This is a genomic window from Lysobacter sp. Soil_N_51, assembly GCF_057655755.1.
Window position 1 is genome coordinate 103,878 of the sequence record NZ_JBDGLR010000009.1, and the last position, 19,213, is coordinate 123,090.

The window sequence follows — 19,213 nt, forward strand, 5'->3', positions numbered from 1 at the left end:
GAGTCCTGAGTCCTGCTTTTTCCCCTGCCGCGACTGTAAACGCGGCCACCGGGCCATGGCTAGCCCGGCGTCATGCCCAGGTAACGGTCCTTCAGGCGCACATAGTGCTGCGCGCTGTATTGCAATTGCTCGATCTCGCGCTCGCTGAGCGTGCGCGCCAGCCGGGCCGGATTGCCGACCCACAGCTCGCCCTCGCCGACCACCTTGCCCGGCGCGATGACCGCGCCGGCGCCGACGAAGCCGAAGCGCGAGACGCGGGCGCCGTCGAGGATCTTCGCGCCCATGCCGATCAGGGCGAATTCGTCGATGGTGCAGGCATGGACGATGGCGCCGTGGCCGATGGTCACGTCGTTGGCGATCACCGTCGGCAGGCCGCCGGGACGGGTGAACGGCCCTTCGTGGGTGACATGCACGATGGTGCCGTCCTGCACATTGGTGCGCGCGCCGATGGCAATCGAATTGACGTCGCCGCGCACCACGCAGCCGGGCCAGATCGACACATCGTCGCCCAGGGTGACCGCGCCGATGACGGTCGCGGCGGGATCGACGTAGACGCGTTCGCCCAGGCTGGGGAAGGCGTCGAGATAAGGACGTAGGCTCATGCCGCTTAGTGTAAGCGGTGAGGCGCGATACGCGTCGCCGCGAACCGCAGCCGACACGCAGGGCAAGCCACCCGACACCGCGCATCGGCCCAGCCGCGCGGCGAAGCCCTGGATTTCAGGGGAATGGGTATCGGCCCGACTTCATCGGCTCCGATCGCGACCCGCCATCGCAACCGACAAGCCCCATATCAGGCCACAACCCGCACAACGGCCGCCGCGCCCCCCTCGCCTGACCTCAGCCGCCCCACCGCCGGCACACTTCCGCGCGGCGCGGACGACTACACTGCGGCGTATGGATATCCTCGCCGACACGCCCGTGACCGACCTGCCCGCGACCCGCGAACGCCTGCGCACCGCCTGGCAGGCCCGCAAGCCCGACCTCGCCCAGCGCCGCGCCGACCTGATCCGCCTGCGCGATGCGTTCCGCGCCCGCGTGCCGCAGATGGACGCGGCGATCCGCGCCGATTTCGGCCATCGCTCCAGCCACGAGAATCTGCTGTCCGAAGCGATGATCACCCTGGCCGAGATCGACCACGCGATCAGCCACCTGCGCCGCTGGACGCGGCCGCGCGGCGCATCGGTCGGCTGGCGGTTCTGGCCGGCGCGCGCGGAAATCCGGCCCGAACCGGTCGGCGTGGTCGGCATCCTGTCGCCGTGGAATTACCCGGTGAACCTGGCCCTGGTGCCGGTGGTCTCGGCGATCGCCGCCGGCAATCACGTGTTCCTCAAGCCGTCCGAGCACACCCCGCGCACCTCGCAGTTCCTGCGCGAACTGCTGGCCGAGGTGTTTCCCGAGGACCGCGTCGCGGTCGCGCTGGGCGGGCCGGAGGTCGGCGCGGCGTTCTCCGCGTTGCCGTTCGACCATCTGCTGTTCACCGGTTCGACCGCGGTCGGGCGCAAGGTCATGGCCGCGGCCGCGCCGCACCTGACCCCTGTGACCCTGGAACTGGGCGGCAAGGCGCCGGCGCTGATCTGCGCCGACTACCCGATCGACCTGGCCGCCGCGCGCATCGCCAGCGGCAAATGGTTCAACGCCGGCCAGACCTGCATCGGCGTGGACTATGTGCTGGTCGACGCCGCGCGCCGCGACGAACTGATCGCCGCACTGCAGAAACAACTGCGCGAACGCTACGGCGACCTGCGCGCGCCGCAGGACTACACCCGCATCATTAACGCCAGCCAGTACGCGCGCCTGTCGGGGTATCTGGACGACGCGCGCGGCCGCGGCGCGCAGGTGATCGAGCCGTTCGCCGATCCGGCCCTGCGCGAACAGCGCGAAGCCGAACGGATCTTCCCGCCGGCGCTGGTGATCGACCCCGATCCCGAATCGCAGGTCATGCAGCACGAAATCTTCGGCCCGATCCTGCCGGTGCTGTCCTATCGCACGCTCGACGAAGCCATCGCCCGCATCAACGCGCTCGACCGGCCGCTGGCGCTGTATCCGTTCGGCAACGACCGCGCGCAGATCGAGAAGATCCTCGCCAACACCTTGTCCGGCGGCGTCACCGTCAACGACACCCTGCTGCATTTCGGCGTCCACGACCTGCCGTTCGGCGGCATCGGCCCCAGCGGCATCGGCGCGATCCACGGCCGCAACGGCTTCGACACTTTCAGCAAACTGCTGCCGGTGTTCCATCAGCGCCGGCTGGTCGCCAGCGACCTGCTCAGGCCGCCGTACACCGGCACGATCGATAAGATGATTCGCTGGCTGGCGAAATAATCGCCGCGATTCGAACTGCGTCCAGCGCGCGTGGCGATGCCCGCGCGCGAGACAAGCGATTCGCGGCGTCGGCCTGATCCATGCGGCTTGAATGCATACATCCAAGTCGCCGCGCGATCCGATCCCACCCGCGTGACATCAAGCAGCACAGCGCACCATGCCGTTGCCCCCTTTGACAAATCTTGATCTTGCCGCGACAGATCACGCCCGCAAAAAACCGCTATCTCCACTATTTTCAGCCAGCACGAGCGCAACGGCCGAAGCCCTACGCTTCAATCCACGTGAATCGATGCGATGATCCCCCGGCCGGTCTCAACACCGGTCACCGACACCGCACGAGACGCACGCCATGGCCGGCCCACCCTCGCTTCCACCAGAATCGCCCGTACCAGAGCCGCTTTCACAACAGCCGCCGCAGCCCGCGCCCTTGCCCGCGGCGCGATCGGACTGGCGCGTGTTCTGGTACTCGCTGGCGGTCTACCCGATCGCCGCGGCGCTGTGGCTGCTGTGGATCACCCTGACCTACGGCACCGCCGAGGCCGAAGTCTTCGATTACGTCGATGCGGTCCTGGTCAGCCTCGCCGTGGCCGCGGCGTTGCCGGTGCCGGTGCTGATCTGGGGCGCGTACATGCGCAAACCGCTGCAAGCGCTGGCCGGCCTGGCATTCGGCGCGATCGCGGCGGTGATCGCGTTGCCGCTCAGCATGGAACTGGTCGGCAGCCGCCGCTACGGCCAGTTCGAACACGACAAGGCGCAGTTCGCCGCATTCGAACAGACCGTGCGCGGCGGCGATCGCGCGCGCATCCGCGCGCAGTTGCGCGCGTTGCCGGGCGGTTTCAGCGCGCCGCGCGCGCTGTGCGGGCTCGGCGGCGGCGCCACCTACACCTTCGAACGCTGGCTGTGGTTCAACGATCACGCTTATGGCGAGCCGCTGCCGAGCAAGGACCTGCACACCGCGGCGACCGCGGTGGTCGAAGGCGACTGGCCGCGCGCGGAGAAACAGGCCGCGCTGCTGACCGTGCTGCGCTACCTGCTCGATCGCGAGGAAAGTGCGCGCTTCCCGGCGTGGGCGCGGCTGTGGCGAGCGACCTTGGAGCAGCCCGATGCGCCGGACGCGACGCTGACCGCCCCGGGTTTCGAAGGCGATTACGGCGGCTGCGATCTCGGCGATCCGGCCGACCCGGTGTTCCGGCGCTGGCACGACGAGGGCTTGCGCATGTGGATGCAGGCCGGCTTCGTTTTCGCCGAAGATCAGCATCGTCCGGCGCTGCGCGCGGTGCGTTCCAAGGCCATGCTCGACGCCTTGTTCGCCGCCGATCCGGCCTTCGCGAAGTTGCTCGGCGGCGAGCACTACCTCGGCCAGGACGTGTTGTCGGCGCAGGTCGACGAGCTGTCCGCGCGGCTGGACCGCAGTTCGAATCCGGGCGAATTGGCCGATCTGGTCGAAGCATTGGCGAAGGCCAGCGTCGATCCGACCCGTTCGGTATCCGGCGTATCGCCGTGCCGGCGCTTCGACCAGACCGAAGCGCAGCGCGACGCGAGCAAGGACGCGCCGCAACGCCGCGCGGCCGCGGCGCGCATCCGTACCGCGTTGTGTCCGGCCGGTTCGAAGCCTTCGCTCGCACCGGCGCAGCCGCCTGAGGCCAAGGCCGAATCGGCCGCGACGCCAGGCGACGCAACGCAGCCGGCACCAACGCAGCCCGCACCGCAGCCATGAATCAGGCCACTCCGCCCGCCGCCGCACCGCTGTTGAAACTCACCGGCAAGCAAGTCTTCGCGCTGTGCCTGATCGTCGTCGCGATCGGCAGTTGGATCGTGCTGGAACTGCTCGCCGAAGCCGACTACCCCGCCGGCCAGCAGCGTTTCATGAGCGTGCTGTGCATCGCCGGCAGCGCCTTCGCGGCCCTGGTGACCGGCGTATTGGGGCGGCGCATCGGCGCGGCGCTGCTGGGCTGGGCGCTCGGGCTGCTGCTCGGCGTCGCCAGCCATACCCTCGTCGTGCAGATGCAGGCGCAGTCGGCGCAGGAACTGCAAACCGCGCGACGCGACGCGATCGAGCGGCTGCTGCGCGAGGCCGCGGCCAAGCGCGAGCCGGCCGCGCTCGGCGCGAGCATGAAGCACCTGCCGCTGTCGGTACCCGGCGTGTTCTGCGTGCTGGCCGATCTCGACAGCAGCGAGGCGGCCCAGGCCTACGCGCCGGCCGAACCGGTATCGACCGACACCCTGATGCACCTGGGCGCCGGCGTGGCCGCTGCCGGCGATCGCGCCGCGAGCCTGGCGCAGCGGCAACTGGCCCTGCGCTATCTGCTTTCGGTGCTGATCGATCGCAACGAACCCGCGCGTCTGCCGCAATGGCTGGAACTGTGGCGGCGCAATCAGCCCGGCGGCCGCGCCGACGCGGTCGAACTGGTCGACGACGTGGGCTGGGATTCGCCCGAAAACTGCCCGAACAACACCGGCGCCGACGATCTGGGCGATGTGTTCCGCGCCTGGGGCATCGACGGCCTGCGCAGCTGGCGCCAGGCCGGCTTGCGTTTCACCGCCCGGCAGCAATACCAGTTGCTCGAATATGTGGTCGATGCACAGTCGCTGGACCAGCTCGTCGCCGCCGGCGTCGACGTCAACGCCTCGCCCTACCCCGGCGCCGGCCCGGTGGCGCAGAACGCGTTGCTGTGGCACGCCGAACAACTCGGACAGCGCCTGGCCGCGGCCGAACCGGATATGGCGTTCGCCATGGACCTCGACCTGATCGCCGCGTTCGTGCGCCATGGCGCGGACCTGCGCTCGCGCGACGAACACGGCCGCGACGCCTGCGCGCTGTTGAAGGACGGTCTGACATCGGCGCCCGTGCGCGTGCCCGTCCATCCGCAGTTCGCGCGGGCACAGGCGCTGCTGTGCCGCGCGCCGGCCGATGCGCCCATCGACCCGCCGGCTAAAACGCCCGGCGCGTCCCCGCCATGACGGCGCTTCGCCGGCTACACTCACGCCCATGAAAATCGTCAGCTGGAACGTCAACTCCCTCAACGTGCGCCTGCCGCACCTGGAACAGTGGCTGGCCGGGTTCGCGCCGGACATCGTCGCGCTGCAGGAAACCAAGCTCGAGGACCCGCGCTTTCCCGATACCGCGCTCAGCGCGGCCGGTTATCGCAGCGTGTTCGCCGGGCAGAAGACCTATAACGGCGTCGCCATCGTCTCGCGCGAGAATGCGCAGGACGTGCAGATCGGCATCCCCGGGTTCGAGGACGAACAAAAGCGCGTGATCGCCGCCACCGTCGGCGGCCTGCGCATCGTCAACCTGTACGTGGTCAACGGCCAGGATGTGGGCACGGACAAATACGCCTACAAGCTGCGTTGGCTCGATGCGGTGCATGCGTGGATCGAACAGGAAATCCGCCGATACCCCGACCTGATCGTGCTCGGCGATTTCAACATCGCCCCGGAAGCGCGCGACACCCACGACCCGGCGGTGTGGAACGAGAACCACATCCTGACCTCGACCGCCGAACGCGACGCCTTGCAACGGCTGCTGGCGCTGGGGCTGCACGACGCCTATCGGCTGCACAACCAGGAAGAAGGCCAGTTCTCGTGGTGGGATTACCGCCAGGCCGGCTTCCGTCGCAACCTGGGCCTGCGCATCGACCTGACCCTGATTTCCGAATCGCTGCGCGGCCGCTGCATCGCCGCGGGTATCGATCGCGAACCGCGCACTTGGGACCGGCCGAGCGATCACGCGCCGGCTTGGGTGGAGTTGGCGGAGTGAGTATGGCTACGATTTGATTCGGATTGGCTTGATTGGATTTGGCTTCGCCCTTGCTTCTGCTCGTCATTCCCGCGAACGCGGGAATCCAGGGCCTTTCGTGCGAGAACGCGTGAAGTCACTGGATTCCCGCGTTCGCGGGAATGACGTTCTGAAGAGATGACGCTGAAGCCTCTGGATGTTCGGCTTCGCCGAAGTAAAGCGGAGCCCGCCTTCGCGGGAATGACATCCATGAAAAATTTCGCGATTCCAGAAACGCAAAAGGCCCGGCAATCGCCGGGCCTTTCGCTTTCAATCGTTCAACAACGCAAACCGATGATGCGCTCAGCGCACCCGGCCGCGGCGGAACAGGTTCACGATCGCCAGCAGCACGACCGCGCCGACCAGCGACAGCACCAGGCCGCCGAGACTGAAGCTGCCACTGTTGATGGTGCCCGCGCCGATGCCGAGCACGCCGCCGAGCCAACCGCCCAGGAACGCGCCGACGATGCCGACGATGATGTTGAGGAACACGCCCTGCTGACCATCGGTCCTCATGATCATGCTGGCGATCCAACCGATGACGCCGCCTACGACCAGCCAAATGATGATACCGAGCATGTGCGTCCTCCTGGCAATTCGATGGTGTCGAAACGTTGCGCGGCTAAGCGCGTCGTCTTGCCCTGACAGGGCGAGCGCAGTCTGGATCGCGCTGCGTGACGACAGCGTAAGAAAAACCCCGGATCGCACGACAAGCCCGACGATGAATCGGTCACGATCCGCCGGCGTACGCACACGTCCTGCGCGGGATACGCTCAGTGAGTTCACACAAGGCGTGACCAAACGTTCGCTTCTGTGATGCCACGCCTTCGCAGCGTCCACGACGCCGCGGACAGACGATGCGATGAAGAGACGATTGGGTGAAGAAACCGGCCGGTTAAAATCCACCGCGGCGCTTTACTCGACGGTTGAATCCGCCGCGTGCAGCATCGCTTCGAGCGCATGCCGCGGCAGCTTGCCGGTCTCGTTGCGCGGCAATGCGCTCACCCGCCGCAACGGCCGCGGCAGGAACACCGGATCGATGCTCTGGCGCAGCGCATGCACGATCTGCGCCTCGCTCAGCGTCGGCGCGACCACCAGCGCGGCGATGCGGCGCACGCCGAACGCATCGGCGGCATCGAGCTGGAACACCACGCCGTCGACGACGCCGTCGATCGCCAGCAGCTTGCGGGTCAGATCGCCGAGCGAGGCGCGCTTGCCGGCGATTTCCAGCAGATCCGCGCTGCGTCCGCGCAAAACGAAACGGCCGTCGGCCTCGACTTCCATCAGATCGGCCAGCACCACCGGTTCGGGCAGATGCGGCGCGTGGATCGCGGTGCCGTCGGGTTGCGGGCATACGCGCACGCCGGGCAACGGCGTCCACGCGCTTTCGCGGGCGGTGCGGCGGCGCGCGAACACGCAGGTTTCGGTGGAACCGAACACTTCGCGCACTTCGCAGCCGTAGCGCGCTTCGGCGGCTTGCGCGAGTTCGGCCGGCAACGGCGCGGTCGCCGAGACGATGCCGGCCAGCGCCGGCAGTTCGATCCCGGATTCGACCAGCGCGCGCAGATGCACCGGCGTGGTCACCAACAGCGGCGGGGTCGGCGCATCGCTCAGCGCGCGCGCGACATCGCCGGGGAAAAACGGCCGCTGCGCATGCACCGCGACCGGCCCGAGCAAGGGCAGCAGCACCGACATCTCCATGCCGTACATATGCTGCGGCGGCACGGTCGCGACCAGATAGGTGACCTCGTCGGCGCGCAGCAGATCGCCGAGCGCGGCCAGGTTCTGCGCGGTGCTGGTGCGGAACGCCTGCCAGGTCTTCGGGTTCGGCTTGGGCTGGCCGGTGCTGCCGGAGGTGAAGCCGATCGCCAACAGCGCCCGCGCATCGACCTGCAACGCTTCGCCGTCGAGTTCGGCCAAGCTGGACGGCAGTTGCAGATAACGCGGCGGCGCCGGGTCCAGCGCCTCATCGCCGATACAGTAGCTGTCGGCGTAGCTGGCCAGCACGTCCTCGACCACCGCCGGCGCGCGCGAGGGCGGCAGCAGATTGGTCTGACCGCGCAAGGCGACCGCGCACAGCGCGACCAGAAAGCGATAACGGTTTTCGCACAGGTTCACCGCGTGCTGTGCCTGCGGCAGCGCGGCCGCCAGCGCGCGCACTTCGCGTTCGAAACGGGCCCGCTCGACGATGCCGTCGGCGCCGAACGCGAGCGCGCGATACGAAGCGCCGGCCACGAGGGCGAAGACGTCGGCCTCGGGCGAGGCAAGATCCTGGCTGAGCGCGTTCTGGCTCGGATCGAAAACCGCTGACATCAAGTGTTTGTCCCGCGGCTATGGCCGCTTGTCGTGTACGCAACTTGCTCCGGTCCAGCTGAATCGCATGCTGACGGCCGATGGCCGCCCGAGCCTGCGCGATGCCCACGCCGCCGCGCCCCCGCGCTGCGTTCGTGGTCCGATCGCGTATCAACCAACCCGCCCCAAGGGTTTAGCTTACGCTGAGCGGCCCGGCGCCCGCCAAGAATCGCTCGTTCATGTCCCTGTCCGGCCGTTCACCTTTCCCCAGCGATGCGATCCACGAATCCGACGATGGCGCGGTGCGCTGGACCGGCCTGGCGCATGCGCACGGGCAGCCGGCCGAACCCGAGGCGCGGCGCTGGCTGGCCGCGCAACTGCGCGATCCGGACCTGTCGCTGTGGCGCGACGAACGTCAGCGCCCACACCTGAGCCCGCCGCACCAGGACTACGACTGCAACTGGAGCCACAGCGGCGAGCGTCTGTTGGTTGCGTTGGCGCCGCGGGCGCGGGTCGGGGTCGACCTGGAACGATTGCAGCGCCGGCCGCGCGCGATCCAGATCGCGCGGCGCTACTTCACCGATGCCGAAACCGCATGGCTGGCCGCGCATCCCGACCTGGACCGCGCCTTCCTGCGCCTGTGGTGCGCCAAGGAAGCGGTGCTCAAGGCGCATGGGCACGGGCTGTCGTTCGGCCTGGAGAAACTGCGTTTCGCCGAACACGACGGCGTCCTGCGCCTGATCGAATGCGACCCGGCCCTGGGCGAGCCGGCGCAATGGCGACTGAGCGAAATCGCGCCCGAGCCCGGTTACCTGGGCGCCCTCGCGTGGCGCCCGCACCAGATGTGAGCGCAAACCTCGGTGCCTACCTGTAGGAGCGGCGTGAGCCGCGACCGCGAAACCTCGACGACGACGCAAACGACAGAACACTCGCGCACCTGCACCGAGGTCGAGGCGACGCTCGTAGCTCATACCGAACAATGCCCCGCGTCGCATCGCCTCACACCCGCCATCCATATCGCCCCAACCAATCGCCCTCACGCGATCAGCGATAATCCCCGCATGACCGCCCCCATCCCCCTCCCGCCCGCACTGCGCGCCGACCTCGAATCCGGCCTGACCGCGCTCGCGCTCGACCCGGCCCTGGCCGCGCCGCTGCTGGACTACCTGGCCCTGCTCGCGCGCTGGAACCGCACCTACAACCTCACCGCCGTGCGCGACCCGCACGAGATGGTCGGCAAGCACCTGCTCGATTCGCTGGCCATGCACCGCTACGTCGACGGCCTGGCCCAACGCGGCGGCGCCCTGGCCGACCTGGGCACCGGCGCCGGCCTGCCGGGCATTCCGCTGGCGATCGTCAAACCCGGCCTGCGCGTGACCCTGGTCGAAAGCAACGGCAAGAAGGCCCGCTTCATGCGCGAAGCGCTGCGCCAGCTCGGGCTGAAGGACGCGCGGGTGGCCGAATCGCGGATCGAGGCGTTCGCCGAACCCGGCGCCTACGACGCCATCACCGCGCGCGCGCTGGCGACCTTGCCGCTGATCCTCGAACTTGGCGGCCACCTGCTCAAGCCCGGCGGGGTGCTGCTGGCGATGAAAGGCCAGCGCCCGGACGAGGAAATCGCCGCGCTGCCGGACGGCTGGGAAGTGCGCGCGGTCGAAGCGCTGCGGGTGCCCGGCCTGGTCGGCGAGCGCCACATGGTGACCGTCGGCCGCCGCGGCGAAGGCTGATCGGGGCGTTCGCGCCGGGCGAGTACCATACGCCGGCCCGCCCGAGCGTCTGTCGCCGGGCGTCTTGACGGCCCACCGCCTCCTGCGCAAGCGCAGGGCAGCCGGCGCGGGCATAATCCCCAGTCCGGCCGGCGCCAGGCGCCGTCCGCTTTCTTTCGTCATCACACCGAACAGCAGGGGACGAGCCGCATGGCCCGCATCATCGCCGTCGCCAACCAGAAGGGCGGGGTCGGCAAGACCACCACCGCGGTCAATCTGGCCGCCGCGCTCGCACGTACGCCCAAGAAGGTGCTGCTCGTCGACCTGGACCCGCAGGGCAACGCGACCATGGGCAGCGGCATCGACAAGCGCCAGCTGGAGAATTCGGTGTGCGACGTGCTGCTCGGCGAAGCCGACGCGGCCGCGACGATCGTGCGCACCCAGGAAGATTTCGACCTGCTGCCCGGCAACATCGACCTGACCGCGGCCGAAATCAGCCTGATGAACCAGGACGAGCGCGAGCAGCGGCTCAAGCGCGCGCTGGCGCCGCTGCGCGGCAGTTACGACTACATCCTGATCGACTGCCCGCCGGCGCTGTCGCTGCTGACCTTGAACGCGCTGACCGCGGCCGACTCGATCATCGTGCCGATGCAGTGCGAGTACTACGCCCTGGAAGGCCTGAGCGCGCTGGTCGACACGATCGAGGCGCTCAAGGCCAACCTGAATCCCTCACTGGAAATCGAAGGCGTGCTGCGCACCATGTTCGACGTGCGCAACAACCTCGCCAACGCCGTGTCGGCCGACCTGACCAGCCACTTCGGCGACCGCGTGTTCCGCACCATCGTGCCGCGCAACGTGCGCCTGGCCGAAGCGCCGAGCTACGGCCAGAGCATCGTCGGTTACGACAAGGCCAGCCGCGGCGGCATCGCCTACATGGGCCTGGCCGGCGAAGTGCTGCGCCGCCAGCGCGAACGCGACCAGGCCGCCAAGGCCGGCGTGCGCCCCGCCAGCGCGGAGACCGCGGCATGAGCAATCCCGCCAAGAAGCGCGGCCTGGGCCGCGGCCTGGAAGCCCTGCTTGGCCCGAAGGCCGCCGCCGAGGCGCCGGCCCTGGTCGAGGCCCAGCCCGGCGACCTGCTGCGCAACCTGCCGGTCGATTCGCTGAGCGCGGGCAAGTACCAGCCGCGCAAGCACTGGGACGAAGCCAAGCTGGCCGAGCTGGCCGAGTCGATCAAGGCCCAGGGCGTGATCCAGCCCATCGTGGTGCGCGAGATCGGCGAACGCGGCGGCAAGACCTACGAGATCATCGCCGGCGAACGCCGCTGGCGCGCCTCGCGCCTGGCCGGGCTGAGCACGATCCCGGTGGTGATCCGCGAAGTCGACGACCGCACCGTGGTCGCGATGGCGCTGATCGAGAACATCCAGCGCGAAGACCTCAACCCGCTGGAAGAAGCGCAGGCGCTCAGCCGCCTGATCGACGAATTCGACCTGACCCACGCCCAGGCCGCCGAAGCGGTCGGCCGGTCGCGCGCGGCGGTGTCCAACCTGCTGCGCCTGCTGGAACTGCCGGCCGAGATCCGGGTGCTGGTGGAAACCCGCGCGCTGGAAATGGGCCATGCGCGCGCCTTGCTGACCCTGGCGCCGCAGGCCGCGATCGCGGTCGCGCGCCAGGCCGCCGAAGCGGGCTGGTCGGTGCGCGAAGTCGAGCACCGGGTGCAGCAGCTGGCCGCCGGCAAGATCCCGGTCGCCGGCAAGCCCAAGCCGGTCAAGGCCAAGCCGCAGGCCGATATCGCCACGCTCGAGCGCGAACTGTCCGAATCGCTGAACACCAAGGTCAACGTGCTGCACGGCCGCGCCGGCAAGGGCCGGCTGGTGATTCATTACAGCGACCTGGATTCGCTGGAAGGCGTGCTGGAAAAGCTGCGCGGCAAAGCGGTCGATTGAGCTCGGCTTGAGGCTTCGGCGCGACGCAGACAAGAGCGTCGGGGCTGAAGCCCCTCCCACAAAAAACCTCGCGGCCACGTCATGGGTCCAGTGGGCCCATCGGCCGATCGCCGCGCGACGCCAGGATTATTGTGGGAGGGGCTTGAGCCCCGACGCTCTGCGATCCGACGCCCCGAGCCCCCAGTCCAGAGCACCGGCTCGACTGATCCGCACTAGCCTGTCCTCGCCCGCCCTGCGCGGGTCGCCCGGAGCCGTCCTGTGACGTCCCGCCCGGGTGCTTGGGGATAATCCACTAAACTGACGCATTCGATCTCGTTAATGACGCCTGCCGGGCTTGCTCCGGCCGGGCGCGAAACGTCGTCGCCGCAAACGATCCACACACCACCGATAAGGAGATTGCACATGAAATGGTTGGCCGCCGCCGCATTGATGCTGGCACCGGTTATGGCTTTGGCGCAGACCGGGTCCTGCCCGGAACTGAAGAATCCGGAGCTGAAGTGGAGCCAGCGCCAGGGCGCGAACTACACCATCTGCTACCTGGAGCTGCCGTCCAGCCTGGGCTCGGGCAGCGGGTTCGGGGTCTACCTGGGCAATCGCACCTTCAAGCCGAACAAGAAGGCGCGCGCCGAGAAGGGCACCGTCGGCAGCCAGCAGGTGCAGTGGTTCAAGAAGCAGACCGTCAACAACGCGCGTCCCTACTCGCGCGAAGCGCTGGTCAACCTGCCGGGCGACAAGCCCAAGAGCAAGGTCCGGATCTACACCTGGATCGACGCGGCCACCGCCGAGCAGTTGGACGAAGCCTTCGGCCTGGCGCGCCAGGTCGCGGTGCAGTAAGTCGGCATGCAATAAATCGGTCGAGCGGCGACGGGCGCACCATGCGGACCGTCGCCGCGGCCCGCCGAGTCGCACCGGCCCGACCGGCGGATAGGAAATCCCCGAATAATCAAAGCCATGCTGCTGAACGTCGTGCTGGACGCGGCGCCTTCGCCGCCGCTTGCGCCGATGTGGCCCGGCGAGTTGAGCTATCGCCCGCCATTGCTGGAACCGCCGTACCCGTCGGTTCCGGACACCCTGATCGGTGTCCCGCGGCAGCCCGGGCCGGAAGATCCGCTGTCGCGCCAGCCCGTCGCCGAGGGCGCCATTGACGGCCGACCGGTGCGATGGTTCCAGGCCCGCGACGGCGAAACCCTGTTCTCGCCGCGATCCGCGCGCTACGCGTGGATCGATGCAGCCAATGCAGACGAACTGAGCGACACTTTGCGCATCGTCAGCCAACTCCCCCTCGAATGACCCTGCTAGTCACCGGCGCGGCCGGCTTCATCGGCGCCAACGTCTGCCGCGCCCTGCGCGCGCAGGGTCGCGACGTCGTCGGTCTCGACAACTACAACGATTACTACGATCCGCAACTCAAGCGCGATCGCGTGCAGGCGCTGTGCGCGGACGTGGACATCCGCCCGCTCGACCTGGGCGACCGCGACGGCCTGGCCGCCTTGTTCGACGAATTCGCCTTCGAGCGGGTGGTCCACCTGGCCGCGCAGGCCGGCGTGCGCTATTCGCTGAGCAACCCGCACGCCTACGTCGACAGCAATCTGGTCGGCTTCGTGAACCTGCTCGAGCTATGCCGCCACCGCGGCGTGCAACATCTGGCCTACGCCAGCTCCTCGTCGGTGTACGGCGACTCGGCCACGCCGCCGTTCTCGGAAGACCAGCGCATCGACCAGCCGCGCTCGCTGTACGCGGCGACCAAGGCCGCCAACGAGCTGATGGCGCACACCTACGCTCACCTGTACGGCCTGCGTTCGACCGGCCTGCGCTTCTTCACCGTCTACGGCCCGTGGGGCCGGCCGGACATGGCGCCGCTGCTGTTCTCGCGCGCGGTGCTCGCCGGCCGCCCGATCGAGGTGTTCAACCACGGCAGGATGCGCCGCGACTTCACCTATATCGACGACATCGTCGCCGGGGTGATCGGCGCGTTGGACCATCCGCCCGAGCAGGACCCGCCGCACCGGGTGTTCAACCTGGGCAACCACACCCCGGTCGAGCTGGAACGCTTCATCCAGGTCATCGCCGACGCCGCCGGCCGCCCGGCCGAAAAGATCTACAAGCCGATGCAGCCCGGCGACATGATCGAAACCATGGCCGACACCTCGCGCGCCCAAGCCGCGTTCGGATTCGAGCCGGCGACCGCGATCGAACTGGGCCTGCCGCGGGTGGTCGCGTGGTGCCGCGACTATTTCGGCGACGATGCCTGACGTTTGGCGCCATTACGGCGAAGTATCCCGATCCCAATCCCGCCCGAACCCGCCCGTCGACGCCATTGCGTGCCGCCAGGCACCGCCAATCCACGATGTCGGCGAACATGCAGCGATCGCCGCCGGCGCCCGCGCCTTCATGATCGCCGGCCGAACGCCGGAGCCCCTGCCGTTCACGTCGGCGCGGCCGAGGCTTAAGCTGCCGGTGTTTTTCGCCGACGACGGCCCATCCTCGCCGGCGAACCTGACGTCCACTGCCCCGGGTCCGCCACGCCGGCGTCCATCACTCCACGCTGACCACGCCCCGGGCTGAAATACCCGCACTCTCGCGAATCCCATCGATGACCCAATCCCCACACCTCTCCGTCGTCGTGCCTGTGTTCAACGAACAGGACAACGTCGCGCCGCTGATCCAGGAAATCGTCACCGCGCTGCGCGGCGTGACCGATTTCGAGATCGTCTATGTGGACGACCATTCGCGCGACGGCACCCTGGCGGCACTCGAAGCGCTCAAGGCCGGCGTGCCCGAACTGCGCGTACTGCACCACGTGACCCAGAGCGGCCAGAGCACCGCGGTGCGCAACGGGGTCAAGGCCGCGCGTGGCGCCTGGATCGCGACCCTCGACGGCGACGGCCAGAACGACCCGGCCGACATCCCCAAGCTGCTGGCCAAACGCGCCGAATCCGCCAGCGACGTGCGCCTGTTCGCCGGCTGGCGGGTCAACCGCCAGGACTCGGGCAGCAAGCGCTGGGCGTCGAAGTGGGCCAACGCGATCCGCCGCCGCATGCTGCGCGACGACACCCCCGACACCGGCTGCGGCATCAAGCTGTTCGAACGCGCCGCGTTCCTGGAACTGCCCTACTTCAACCACATGCACCGCTACCTGCCGGCGCTGATGCAGCGCGCCGGCTGGAAGACCCTGAGCGTGCCGGTCAATCACCGCCAGCGCAGCACCGGCGTGTCCAAGTACAACAACCTCAACCGGGCCCTGGTCGGCATCAGCGATCTGCGCGGGGTGGCCTGGCTGATCCGCCGCGGCAAGCTGACCCAGATCGTCGAACGCTGAGGTCGCCGCCATGGACTTCATGAATTCGCCGATCGAGTGGCTGACCTGGACCGGTCTGCACATGTCGCCGTGGAAGCTGATCGGGCTGGTCGGCGCGCTGATGTTCGGCGGCCGCTGGCTGGTCCAGTTCATCGCCAGCAAGCGCCACGGCAAGCCGGTGATCCCGCGCGCGTTCTGGTACATGAGCCTGGTCGGCAGCGTCATGACCCTGAGCTACTTCGTGTTCTCGCAGAAGCAGGACTCGGTCGGGGTGATCCAGAACCTGTTCCCGGCCTTCACCGCCGCCTACAGCCTGTACCTGGACATCAAGCACCGCGGCTGGCACCGCGACCGCGCCAGCCACTGAGGCGCGGGCCGGCCGGGTCAGTCGATGATCTCGCAGCCCCGCGGCATCTGGATCCAGCCCGAGCGCCTGCCGTCGTAGATCGACACCCCCGGCGGTGGAAAATCCGGATCGGCGAAGGCGCCGGCCGCGACGGTGACGAACGCTTCCAGCCCCTCGGCCCGCCAGTAGACGGTCGACGCGCAGGACGGGCAGAAGCCGAACCGGGCCGAACCGCCGCTGTCGCCTCGTCGCACGTATTCGCGCGACTCGCCCGCGATCGTCACCGCTTCGCGTGGAAACCGCGCCTGCCAGCCGAACGCGCTGCCGGTGCGGCGTCGGCAGGCCAGGCAATGACAGACCGAGACGCGCACCGGCTCGCCTTCGCAGGTCAGGCTTAACTGGCCACAGTCGCAGGATGCGGCGCGACGGCTCATGCGGATCTCCTTACTGGTGCGGGGTGGACACCGGGACATGGGGCTTGCGGCCCGTCCGGGAGAATATCGTGCCTTGGCCGCCGACCGCTCCGGATCGCGATCGCCAAGTGCTTGTTCCGGCTTGGATTTACCGGCATAATTCGCGGCTCGCTGCGTCCGGCTGCCCTTAGGGGCATCACCGGGCGGCCCCGGAAGCGCGATTCCGGACCGCCACGTGCGGCGTGAATTCCTTACCTGTATCGCGCGGTGCCTGCCTTCGAAAGAGCGCGGTGCCGGGGCCGCCGCCTCCCTGGCCAAGGGAAGCAAGACTCCTTTCGAGGTGCGTAATGTCCCGCGTATGCCAAGTAACGGGCAAGCGAACGACGACCGGCAACAACGTCTCGCATGCCATGAACAAGACCCGCCGCCGTTTCATGCCCAACCTGCACGAGCGCCGCTTCTGGGTCGCCAGTGAGAACCGTTGGGTGAAGCTGCGTGTTTCCGCCAATGCCCTGCGCACCATCGACAAGAACGGTATCGATTCCGTCCTCGCCGAACTCCGCGCACGCGGCGAAAAGATCTGAGGAGGATCGAACCATGGCTTCCAAGCGCGACAAGATCCGCCTGATCTCGACGGCGAACACCGGTCACTTCTACACGACCGACAAGAACAAGAAGAACACCCCGGCGAAGATGGAGGTCAAGAAGTACGACCCCGTCGTCCGCAAGCACGTGATCTACAAGGAAGGCAAGATCAAGTGATGCAATGGCGCGTTTGCGCATAGCGCAAACGCCTTTGCCATTGCTTCATCCCCGCGAAAGCGGGGATCCAGAGCCTTCAGAAGCGAACCCGCCTACATGGCGGGTTTTCTTTTGCGCGAGGTTTTTTGACGAGGATCGATGCGCCGGAGTCGATGCGCCGAGGACCGATGCGCCGAGGGCTCGATGCGAAGACACCCGCATGGCGCAGCGCACATGCGCGTCAACCCTGCCCACTTTGAAAAAGGGGGCGAGCGCCCGCCGTAAGTTCGAGGTCGAATCGAAGCGACCGCGCGGGGGATTTGCTTTTCGGCGGATGCGTGAAGAACAAAGCAAACGCCCCACTCTTCCGTGGGGCGGCGATGAAAGTCACTGGATTCCCGCGTTCGCGGGAATGACGAGCATGGCGAGGCCAAGATGCTCGCGCCTCGCGTCGCACCTCGTGCCGCTCCTCGTGCCACTCCTCACTCCTCACTCCTCACTCCTCACTCCTCACTTCTCACTTCTCACTTCTCACTTCTCACTTCTCACTTCTCGTTCTTCACGCTTCGTGCTTCGTGCTTCGTGCTTCGTGCTTCGTGCTTCGTGCTTCGTCATTTTCCTAAGCAACACCACCACAAATCCAAGCACTCCCTCAAGACCGTCATCCCCGCGCACGCGGGGATCCAGCGACTTTGCCTTTGGGCCCCCAAACAACAAGCCCGCCGACCGGCGGGCCTGTCGTCGCAACAAAACTGCCCTCAACGTCTCAGGGAATCACACCCCCGAAATACGTCGACACCTGCGGCCAGATCAGCGAAATCTTCGCGCCCGAATTGAAACAGCCGCCGAAGTGATGCAGCGCCAGCACCTTGCCGCTGGAACGCGCGAGCACCGGCGAACCCGAGCTGCCGCCCTCGGTGTCGCAGTAATAGCCGACGTCGCTGTTGGCCGCGTTGCCGGTCACGCTCGGCGCGTCGACGCGGCACTTGCCGCCGCTGTTCTGGGTGTCGGCGACGCTGAGTTCCTTCATCCGCCCGCCGGGATGGCCGGCGATGAAGATGCCTTCGTTGGCCACCGCCGCGCGCGGATCCAGGCCGAGAAAACCGAAGCTGGAAATGTTGGCGAAGTTCTTCACCGTGAACAGGGTGTAGTCCAGCGTGGTGTTGGTCTTGAGCATCTGATCGCCCGCGACCTTGGTCACCGTCGCCTGCGCGCCGGTGCAGGTGCTGCGCTGGTAGTTGAACCAGAACTCCGCGCCGGCCACGCCCGCGGCGGTGCTGATGCAGTGGTTGTTGGTGAACATGCGGTTGCTCGAACTCACCCGCCACGCGGTGCACAGGCTGCCGCCGCTCATGACCGCGCGCGCGACCGGCTTGGAGCCGTTGAACGCCTGGGTGTCGCTGGTCGCATAACAGGCCGCGGCCCGCTTGTTGTCGGTGCCGCAGATTGACTTGCCGCCGACCTGGGTGCCGAGCAGCCCTTCGTTCTGCAACTGCGGCAGCATGTCCTCCGGATAGCCTTCCAGATAACGCGACACCTTCACGCCATGGCCCGCGCGCCACGGCTCGCGCGCGGTGCCGACCAGGCGCAGCACCGCGACCGGGCCGGAGATCGACATCGCCGAGAAACTGGTCTTGCCGTCCTGGCCGAGATCGGCGGCGACAGTGTGCGGATCGAGCTGCTGCGCGCTGTAGCGATACACCTCGCGGCCATCGGGACTGGCGACTTCCAAGGTCACCCCCGCGGGCAGCGAGAAATGATCGAAATGCACCTTGATGAAAGACGCATCCGGGGTGCGGATCTCGACCTGCTTGCGGCCGGCGTCGACGCCGGCGCGACCGACCCGGCCGGGCTGCTCGCCCAGTTGCAGATCGATGCTGCGCTGATCGGCGATCTTCAACGGCACGGGCGCGCCCGGTTCGGTCTGGGCGACGGCGGTGGCCGGCAGCGCCAGACACAACGCGCTGGCCAGCAGCGCGGGCAGCAACAACTTCGACGGTCCATGGTTCATTCGCTGTTCCCTCCTGGGATCGAGACGGCGACCGGCCATCGAACAAACGCGCGCGCGTCCGCGCGCCGCATCTGCGGCGACGACGGGCGTGGCGATGGCTGCGCCGAGGTTTGGGTTTGAGTTGATGCGCGAGAACCGAGGGGCTCCACGCGCGGCCGACACTGGCAAATGCCCGCCGGGCAAACCGTGACCGCAGTGGGTTCCGCGCCGCGGCCGTGCGGAAGCTTGATCGCCCGCTCAGCGCGATTGTGCGGGGCGTGGGCGATGTTCAGGCGTGACGGTTGCGGATGGCGCGGGGCAGCAAGCGGCTGCGCGACGCGGGCTCGTCTGCCCTCATCCGCCCTGCGGGCACCTTCTCCCGCC

Annotated in this window: 20 protein-coding genes; 15 read left to right on the forward strand and 5 right to left on the reverse strand. The window is 68.0% G+C overall.

The window, feature by feature from the left end; genetic code table 11:
• Positions 1-59: 59 nt before the first annotated feature.
• Entirely contained in the window at positions 60-602 is a 543-nt protein-coding gene (locus AC3A4T_RS18155; RefSeq protein WP_487676648.1) for a gamma carbonic anhydrase family protein, read from the reverse strand.
• 292 nt (positions 603-894) lie between these two features.
• Between AC3A4T_RS18155 and AC3A4T_RS18160 the strand changes: the two genes are divergently transcribed.
• The 4 genes from AC3A4T_RS18160 to xth all read left to right on the forward strand — a co-directional run bounded on the left by AC3A4T_RS18160 (position 895) and on the right by xth (position 6,082).
• Positions 895-2,322 carry a coniferyl aldehyde dehydrogenase gene (locus tag AC3A4T_RS18160; RefSeq protein ID WP_487676649.1) on the forward strand — a complete coding sequence of 476 codons (1,428 nt, stop codon included), beginning with the start codon at positions 895-897 and terminating at the stop codon, positions 2,320-2,322.
• A 427-nt stretch (positions 2,323-2,749) separates the two neighbouring features.
• On the forward strand, positions 2,750-4,039 hold the full coding sequence (locus AC3A4T_RS18165; protein WP_487676650.1) for a hypothetical protein: 1,290 nt from the start codon (positions 2,750-2,752) through the stop codon (positions 4,037-4,039).
• Complete coding sequence (locus AC3A4T_RS18170) at positions 4,036-5,283, forward strand: hypothetical protein (RefSeq protein WP_487676651.1); 1,248 nt, start codon at positions 4,036-4,038, stop codon at positions 5,281-5,283. The genes AC3A4T_RS18165 and AC3A4T_RS18170 overlap by 4 nt, the downstream gene beginning before the upstream one ends.
• Positions 5,284-5,311: 28 nt before the next feature.
• Positions 5,312-6,082, forward strand: coding sequence for an exodeoxyribonuclease III (gene xth / locus AC3A4T_RS18175; RefSeq protein WP_487676652.1), 771 nt, complete (start codon positions 5,312-5,314; stop codon positions 6,080-6,082).
• Positions 6,083-6,403: 321 nt separating this feature from the next.
• On the opposite strand, the gene AC3A4T_RS18180 is transcribed toward xth, so the two are convergent.
• Together AC3A4T_RS18180 and AC3A4T_RS18185 are read right to left on the reverse strand one after the other, a co-directional pair.
• The gene (locus tag AC3A4T_RS18180; RefSeq protein WP_036107986.1) at positions 6,404-6,679 is read right to left on the reverse strand and encodes a GlsB/YeaQ/YmgE family stress response membrane protein; all 276 of its coding nucleotides are present in this window, start codon (positions 6,677-6,679) and stop codon (positions 6,404-6,406) included.
• A gap of 336 nt (positions 6,680-7,015) precedes the next feature.
• On the reverse strand, positions 7,016-8,413 hold the full coding sequence (locus AC3A4T_RS18185; protein ID WP_487676653.1) for an AMP-binding protein: 1,398 nt from the start codon (positions 8,411-8,413) through the stop codon (positions 7,016-7,018).
• Positions 8,414-8,631: 218 nt separating this feature from the next.
• Here AC3A4T_RS18185 and AC3A4T_RS18190 point away from each other — a divergent pair, with 218 nt between their 5' ends.
• From AC3A4T_RS18190 to AC3A4T_RS18230, 9 genes are all read left to right on the forward strand, one after another.
• Positions 8,632-9,240, forward strand: coding sequence for a 4'-phosphopantetheinyl transferase family protein (locus AC3A4T_RS18190; protein WP_487676654.1), 609 nt, complete (start codon positions 8,632-8,634; stop codon positions 9,238-9,240).
• A gap of 213 nt (positions 9,241-9,453) precedes the next feature.
• Entirely contained in the window at positions 9,454-10,119 is a 666-nt protein-coding gene (gene rsmG, locus AC3A4T_RS18195) for a 16S rRNA (guanine(527)-N(7))-methyltransferase RsmG (RefSeq protein WP_487676655.1), read from the forward strand.
• A gap of 189 nt (positions 10,120-10,308) precedes the next feature.
• Positions 10,309-11,127 (forward strand): ParA family protein, encoded by an 819-nt coding sequence (locus tag AC3A4T_RS18200; RefSeq protein WP_487676656.1) that lies wholly within the window; start codon positions 10,309-10,311, stop codon positions 11,125-11,127.
• On the forward strand, positions 11,124-12,041 hold the full coding sequence (locus AC3A4T_RS18205) for a ParB/RepB/Spo0J family partition protein (RefSeq protein WP_056110446.1): 918 nt from the start codon (positions 11,124-11,126) through the stop codon (positions 12,039-12,041). The genes AC3A4T_RS18200 and AC3A4T_RS18205 overlap by 4 nt, the downstream gene beginning before the upstream one ends.
• A gap of 402 nt (positions 12,042-12,443) precedes the next feature.
• Entirely contained in the window at positions 12,444-12,875 is a 432-nt protein-coding gene (locus tag AC3A4T_RS18210; RefSeq protein ID WP_487676657.1) for a hypothetical protein, read from the forward strand.
• A gap of 117 nt (positions 12,876-12,992) precedes the next feature.
• The gene (locus AC3A4T_RS18215) at positions 12,993-13,331 is read left to right on the forward strand and encodes a hypothetical protein (RefSeq protein WP_487676658.1); all 339 of its coding nucleotides are present in this window, start codon (positions 12,993-12,995) and stop codon (positions 13,329-13,331) included.
• On the forward strand, positions 13,328-14,293 hold the full coding sequence (locus tag AC3A4T_RS18220; RefSeq protein ID WP_487676659.1) for an NAD-dependent epimerase/dehydratase family protein: 966 nt from the start codon (positions 13,328-13,330) through the stop codon (positions 14,291-14,293). The genes AC3A4T_RS18215 and AC3A4T_RS18220 overlap by 4 nt, the downstream gene beginning before the upstream one ends.
• A gap of 341 nt (positions 14,294-14,634) precedes the next feature.
• The gene (locus AC3A4T_RS18225; protein WP_056110441.1) at positions 14,635-15,360 is read left to right on the forward strand and encodes a glycosyltransferase family 2 protein; all 726 of its coding nucleotides are present in this window, start codon (positions 14,635-14,637) and stop codon (positions 15,358-15,360) included.
• 10 nt (positions 15,361-15,370) lie between these two features.
• Entirely contained in the window at positions 15,371-15,706 is a 336-nt protein-coding gene (locus AC3A4T_RS18230) for a lipid-A-disaccharide synthase N-terminal domain-containing protein (protein ID WP_487676660.1), read from the forward strand.
• A gap of 17 nt (positions 15,707-15,723) precedes the next feature.
• Here AC3A4T_RS18230 and AC3A4T_RS18235 read toward each other — a convergent pair whose 3' ends face one another.
• On the reverse strand, positions 15,724-16,119 hold the full coding sequence (locus AC3A4T_RS18235; protein WP_487676661.1) for a GFA family protein: 396 nt from the start codon (positions 16,117-16,119) through the stop codon (positions 15,724-15,726).
• Positions 16,120-16,445: 326 nt separating this feature from the next.
• Between AC3A4T_RS18235 and rpmB the strand changes: the two genes are divergently transcribed.
• Positions 16,446-16,682 (forward strand): 50S ribosomal protein L28, encoded by a 237-nt coding sequence (rpmB, locus tag AC3A4T_RS18240; protein WP_036107951.1) that lies wholly within the window; start codon positions 16,446-16,448, stop codon positions 16,680-16,682.
• Between the two features lie 13 nt (positions 16,683-16,695).
• Positions 16,696-16,860, forward strand: coding sequence for a 50S ribosomal protein L33 (rpmG, locus tag AC3A4T_RS18245; protein ID WP_031370656.1), 165 nt, complete (start codon positions 16,696-16,698; stop codon positions 16,858-16,860).
• Between the two features lie 745 nt (positions 16,861-17,605).
• Here rpmG and AC3A4T_RS18250 read toward each other — a convergent pair.
• Positions 17,606-18,850 (reverse strand): trypsin-like serine peptidase, encoded by a 1,245-nt coding sequence (locus AC3A4T_RS18250; RefSeq protein ID WP_487676662.1) that lies wholly within the window; start codon positions 18,848-18,850, stop codon positions 17,606-17,608.
• Positions 18,851-19,213: the final 363 nt, after the last annotated feature.

What these genes read in the sequence shown, in the direction of transcription:
- AC3A4T_RS18155 (WP_487676648.1), bottom strand. Translation starts at nt 602, where the DNA reads ATGAGCCTACGTCCTTATCTCGACGCCTTCCCCAGCCTGGGCGAACGC.
- AC3A4T_RS18160 (WP_487676649.1), top strand. Translation starts at nt 895, where the DNA reads ATGGATATCCTCGCCGACACGCCCGTGACCGACCTGCCCGCGACCCGC.
- AC3A4T_RS18170 (WP_487676651.1), top strand. Translation starts at nt 4,036, where the DNA reads ATGAATCAGGCCACTCCGCCCGCCGCCGCACCGCTGTTGAAACTCACC.
- xth (WP_487676652.1), top strand. Translation starts at nt 5,312, where the DNA reads ATGAAAATCGTCAGCTGGAACGTCAACTCCCTCAACGTGCGCCTGCCG.
- AC3A4T_RS18180 (WP_036107986.1), bottom strand. Translation starts at nt 6,679, where the DNA reads ATGCTCGGTATCATCATTTGGCTGGTCGTAGGCGGCGTCATCGGTTGG.
- AC3A4T_RS18185 (WP_487676653.1), bottom strand. Translation starts at nt 8,413, where the DNA reads ATGTCAGCGGTTTTCGATCCGAGCCAGAACGCGCTCAGCCAGGATCTT.
- AC3A4T_RS18190 (WP_487676654.1), top strand. Translation starts at nt 8,632, where the DNA reads ATGTCCCTGTCCGGCCGTTCACCTTTCCCCAGCGATGCGATCCACGAA.
- rsmG (WP_487676655.1), top strand. Translation starts at nt 9,454, where the DNA reads ATGACCGCCCCCATCCCCCTCCCGCCCGCACTGCGCGCCGACCTCGAA.
- AC3A4T_RS18200 (WP_487676656.1), top strand. Translation starts at nt 10,309, where the DNA reads ATGGCCCGCATCATCGCCGTCGCCAACCAGAAGGGCGGGGTCGGCAAG.
- AC3A4T_RS18205 (WP_056110446.1), top strand. Translation starts at nt 11,124, where the DNA reads ATGAGCAATCCCGCCAAGAAGCGCGGCCTGGGCCGCGGCCTGGAAGCC.
- AC3A4T_RS18210 (WP_487676657.1), top strand. Translation starts at nt 12,444, where the DNA reads ATGAAATGGTTGGCCGCCGCCGCATTGATGCTGGCACCGGTTATGGCT.
- AC3A4T_RS18215 (WP_487676658.1), top strand. Translation starts at nt 12,993, where the DNA reads ATGCTGCTGAACGTCGTGCTGGACGCGGCGCCTTCGCCGCCGCTTGCG.
- AC3A4T_RS18220 (WP_487676659.1), top strand. Translation starts at nt 13,328, where the DNA reads ATGACCCTGCTAGTCACCGGCGCGGCCGGCTTCATCGGCGCCAACGTC.
- AC3A4T_RS18225 (WP_056110441.1), top strand. Translation starts at nt 14,635, where the DNA reads ATGACCCAATCCCCACACCTCTCCGTCGTCGTGCCTGTGTTCAACGAA.
- AC3A4T_RS18230 (WP_487676660.1), top strand. Translation starts at nt 15,371, where the DNA reads ATGGACTTCATGAATTCGCCGATCGAGTGGCTGACCTGGACCGGTCTG.
- AC3A4T_RS18235 (WP_487676661.1), bottom strand. Translation starts at nt 16,119, where the DNA reads ATGAGCCGTCGCGCCGCATCCTGCGACTGTGGCCAGTTAAGCCTGACC.
- rpmB (WP_036107951.1), top strand. Translation starts at nt 16,446, where the DNA reads ATGTCCCGCGTATGCCAAGTAACGGGCAAGCGAACGACGACCGGCAAC.
- rpmG (WP_031370656.1), top strand. Translation starts at nt 16,696, where the DNA reads ATGGCTTCCAAGCGCGACAAGATCCGCCTGATCTCGACGGCGAACACC.
- AC3A4T_RS18250 (WP_487676662.1), bottom strand. Translation starts at nt 18,850, where the DNA reads ATGAACCATGGACCGTCGAAGTTGTTGCTGCCCGCGCTGCTGGCCAGC.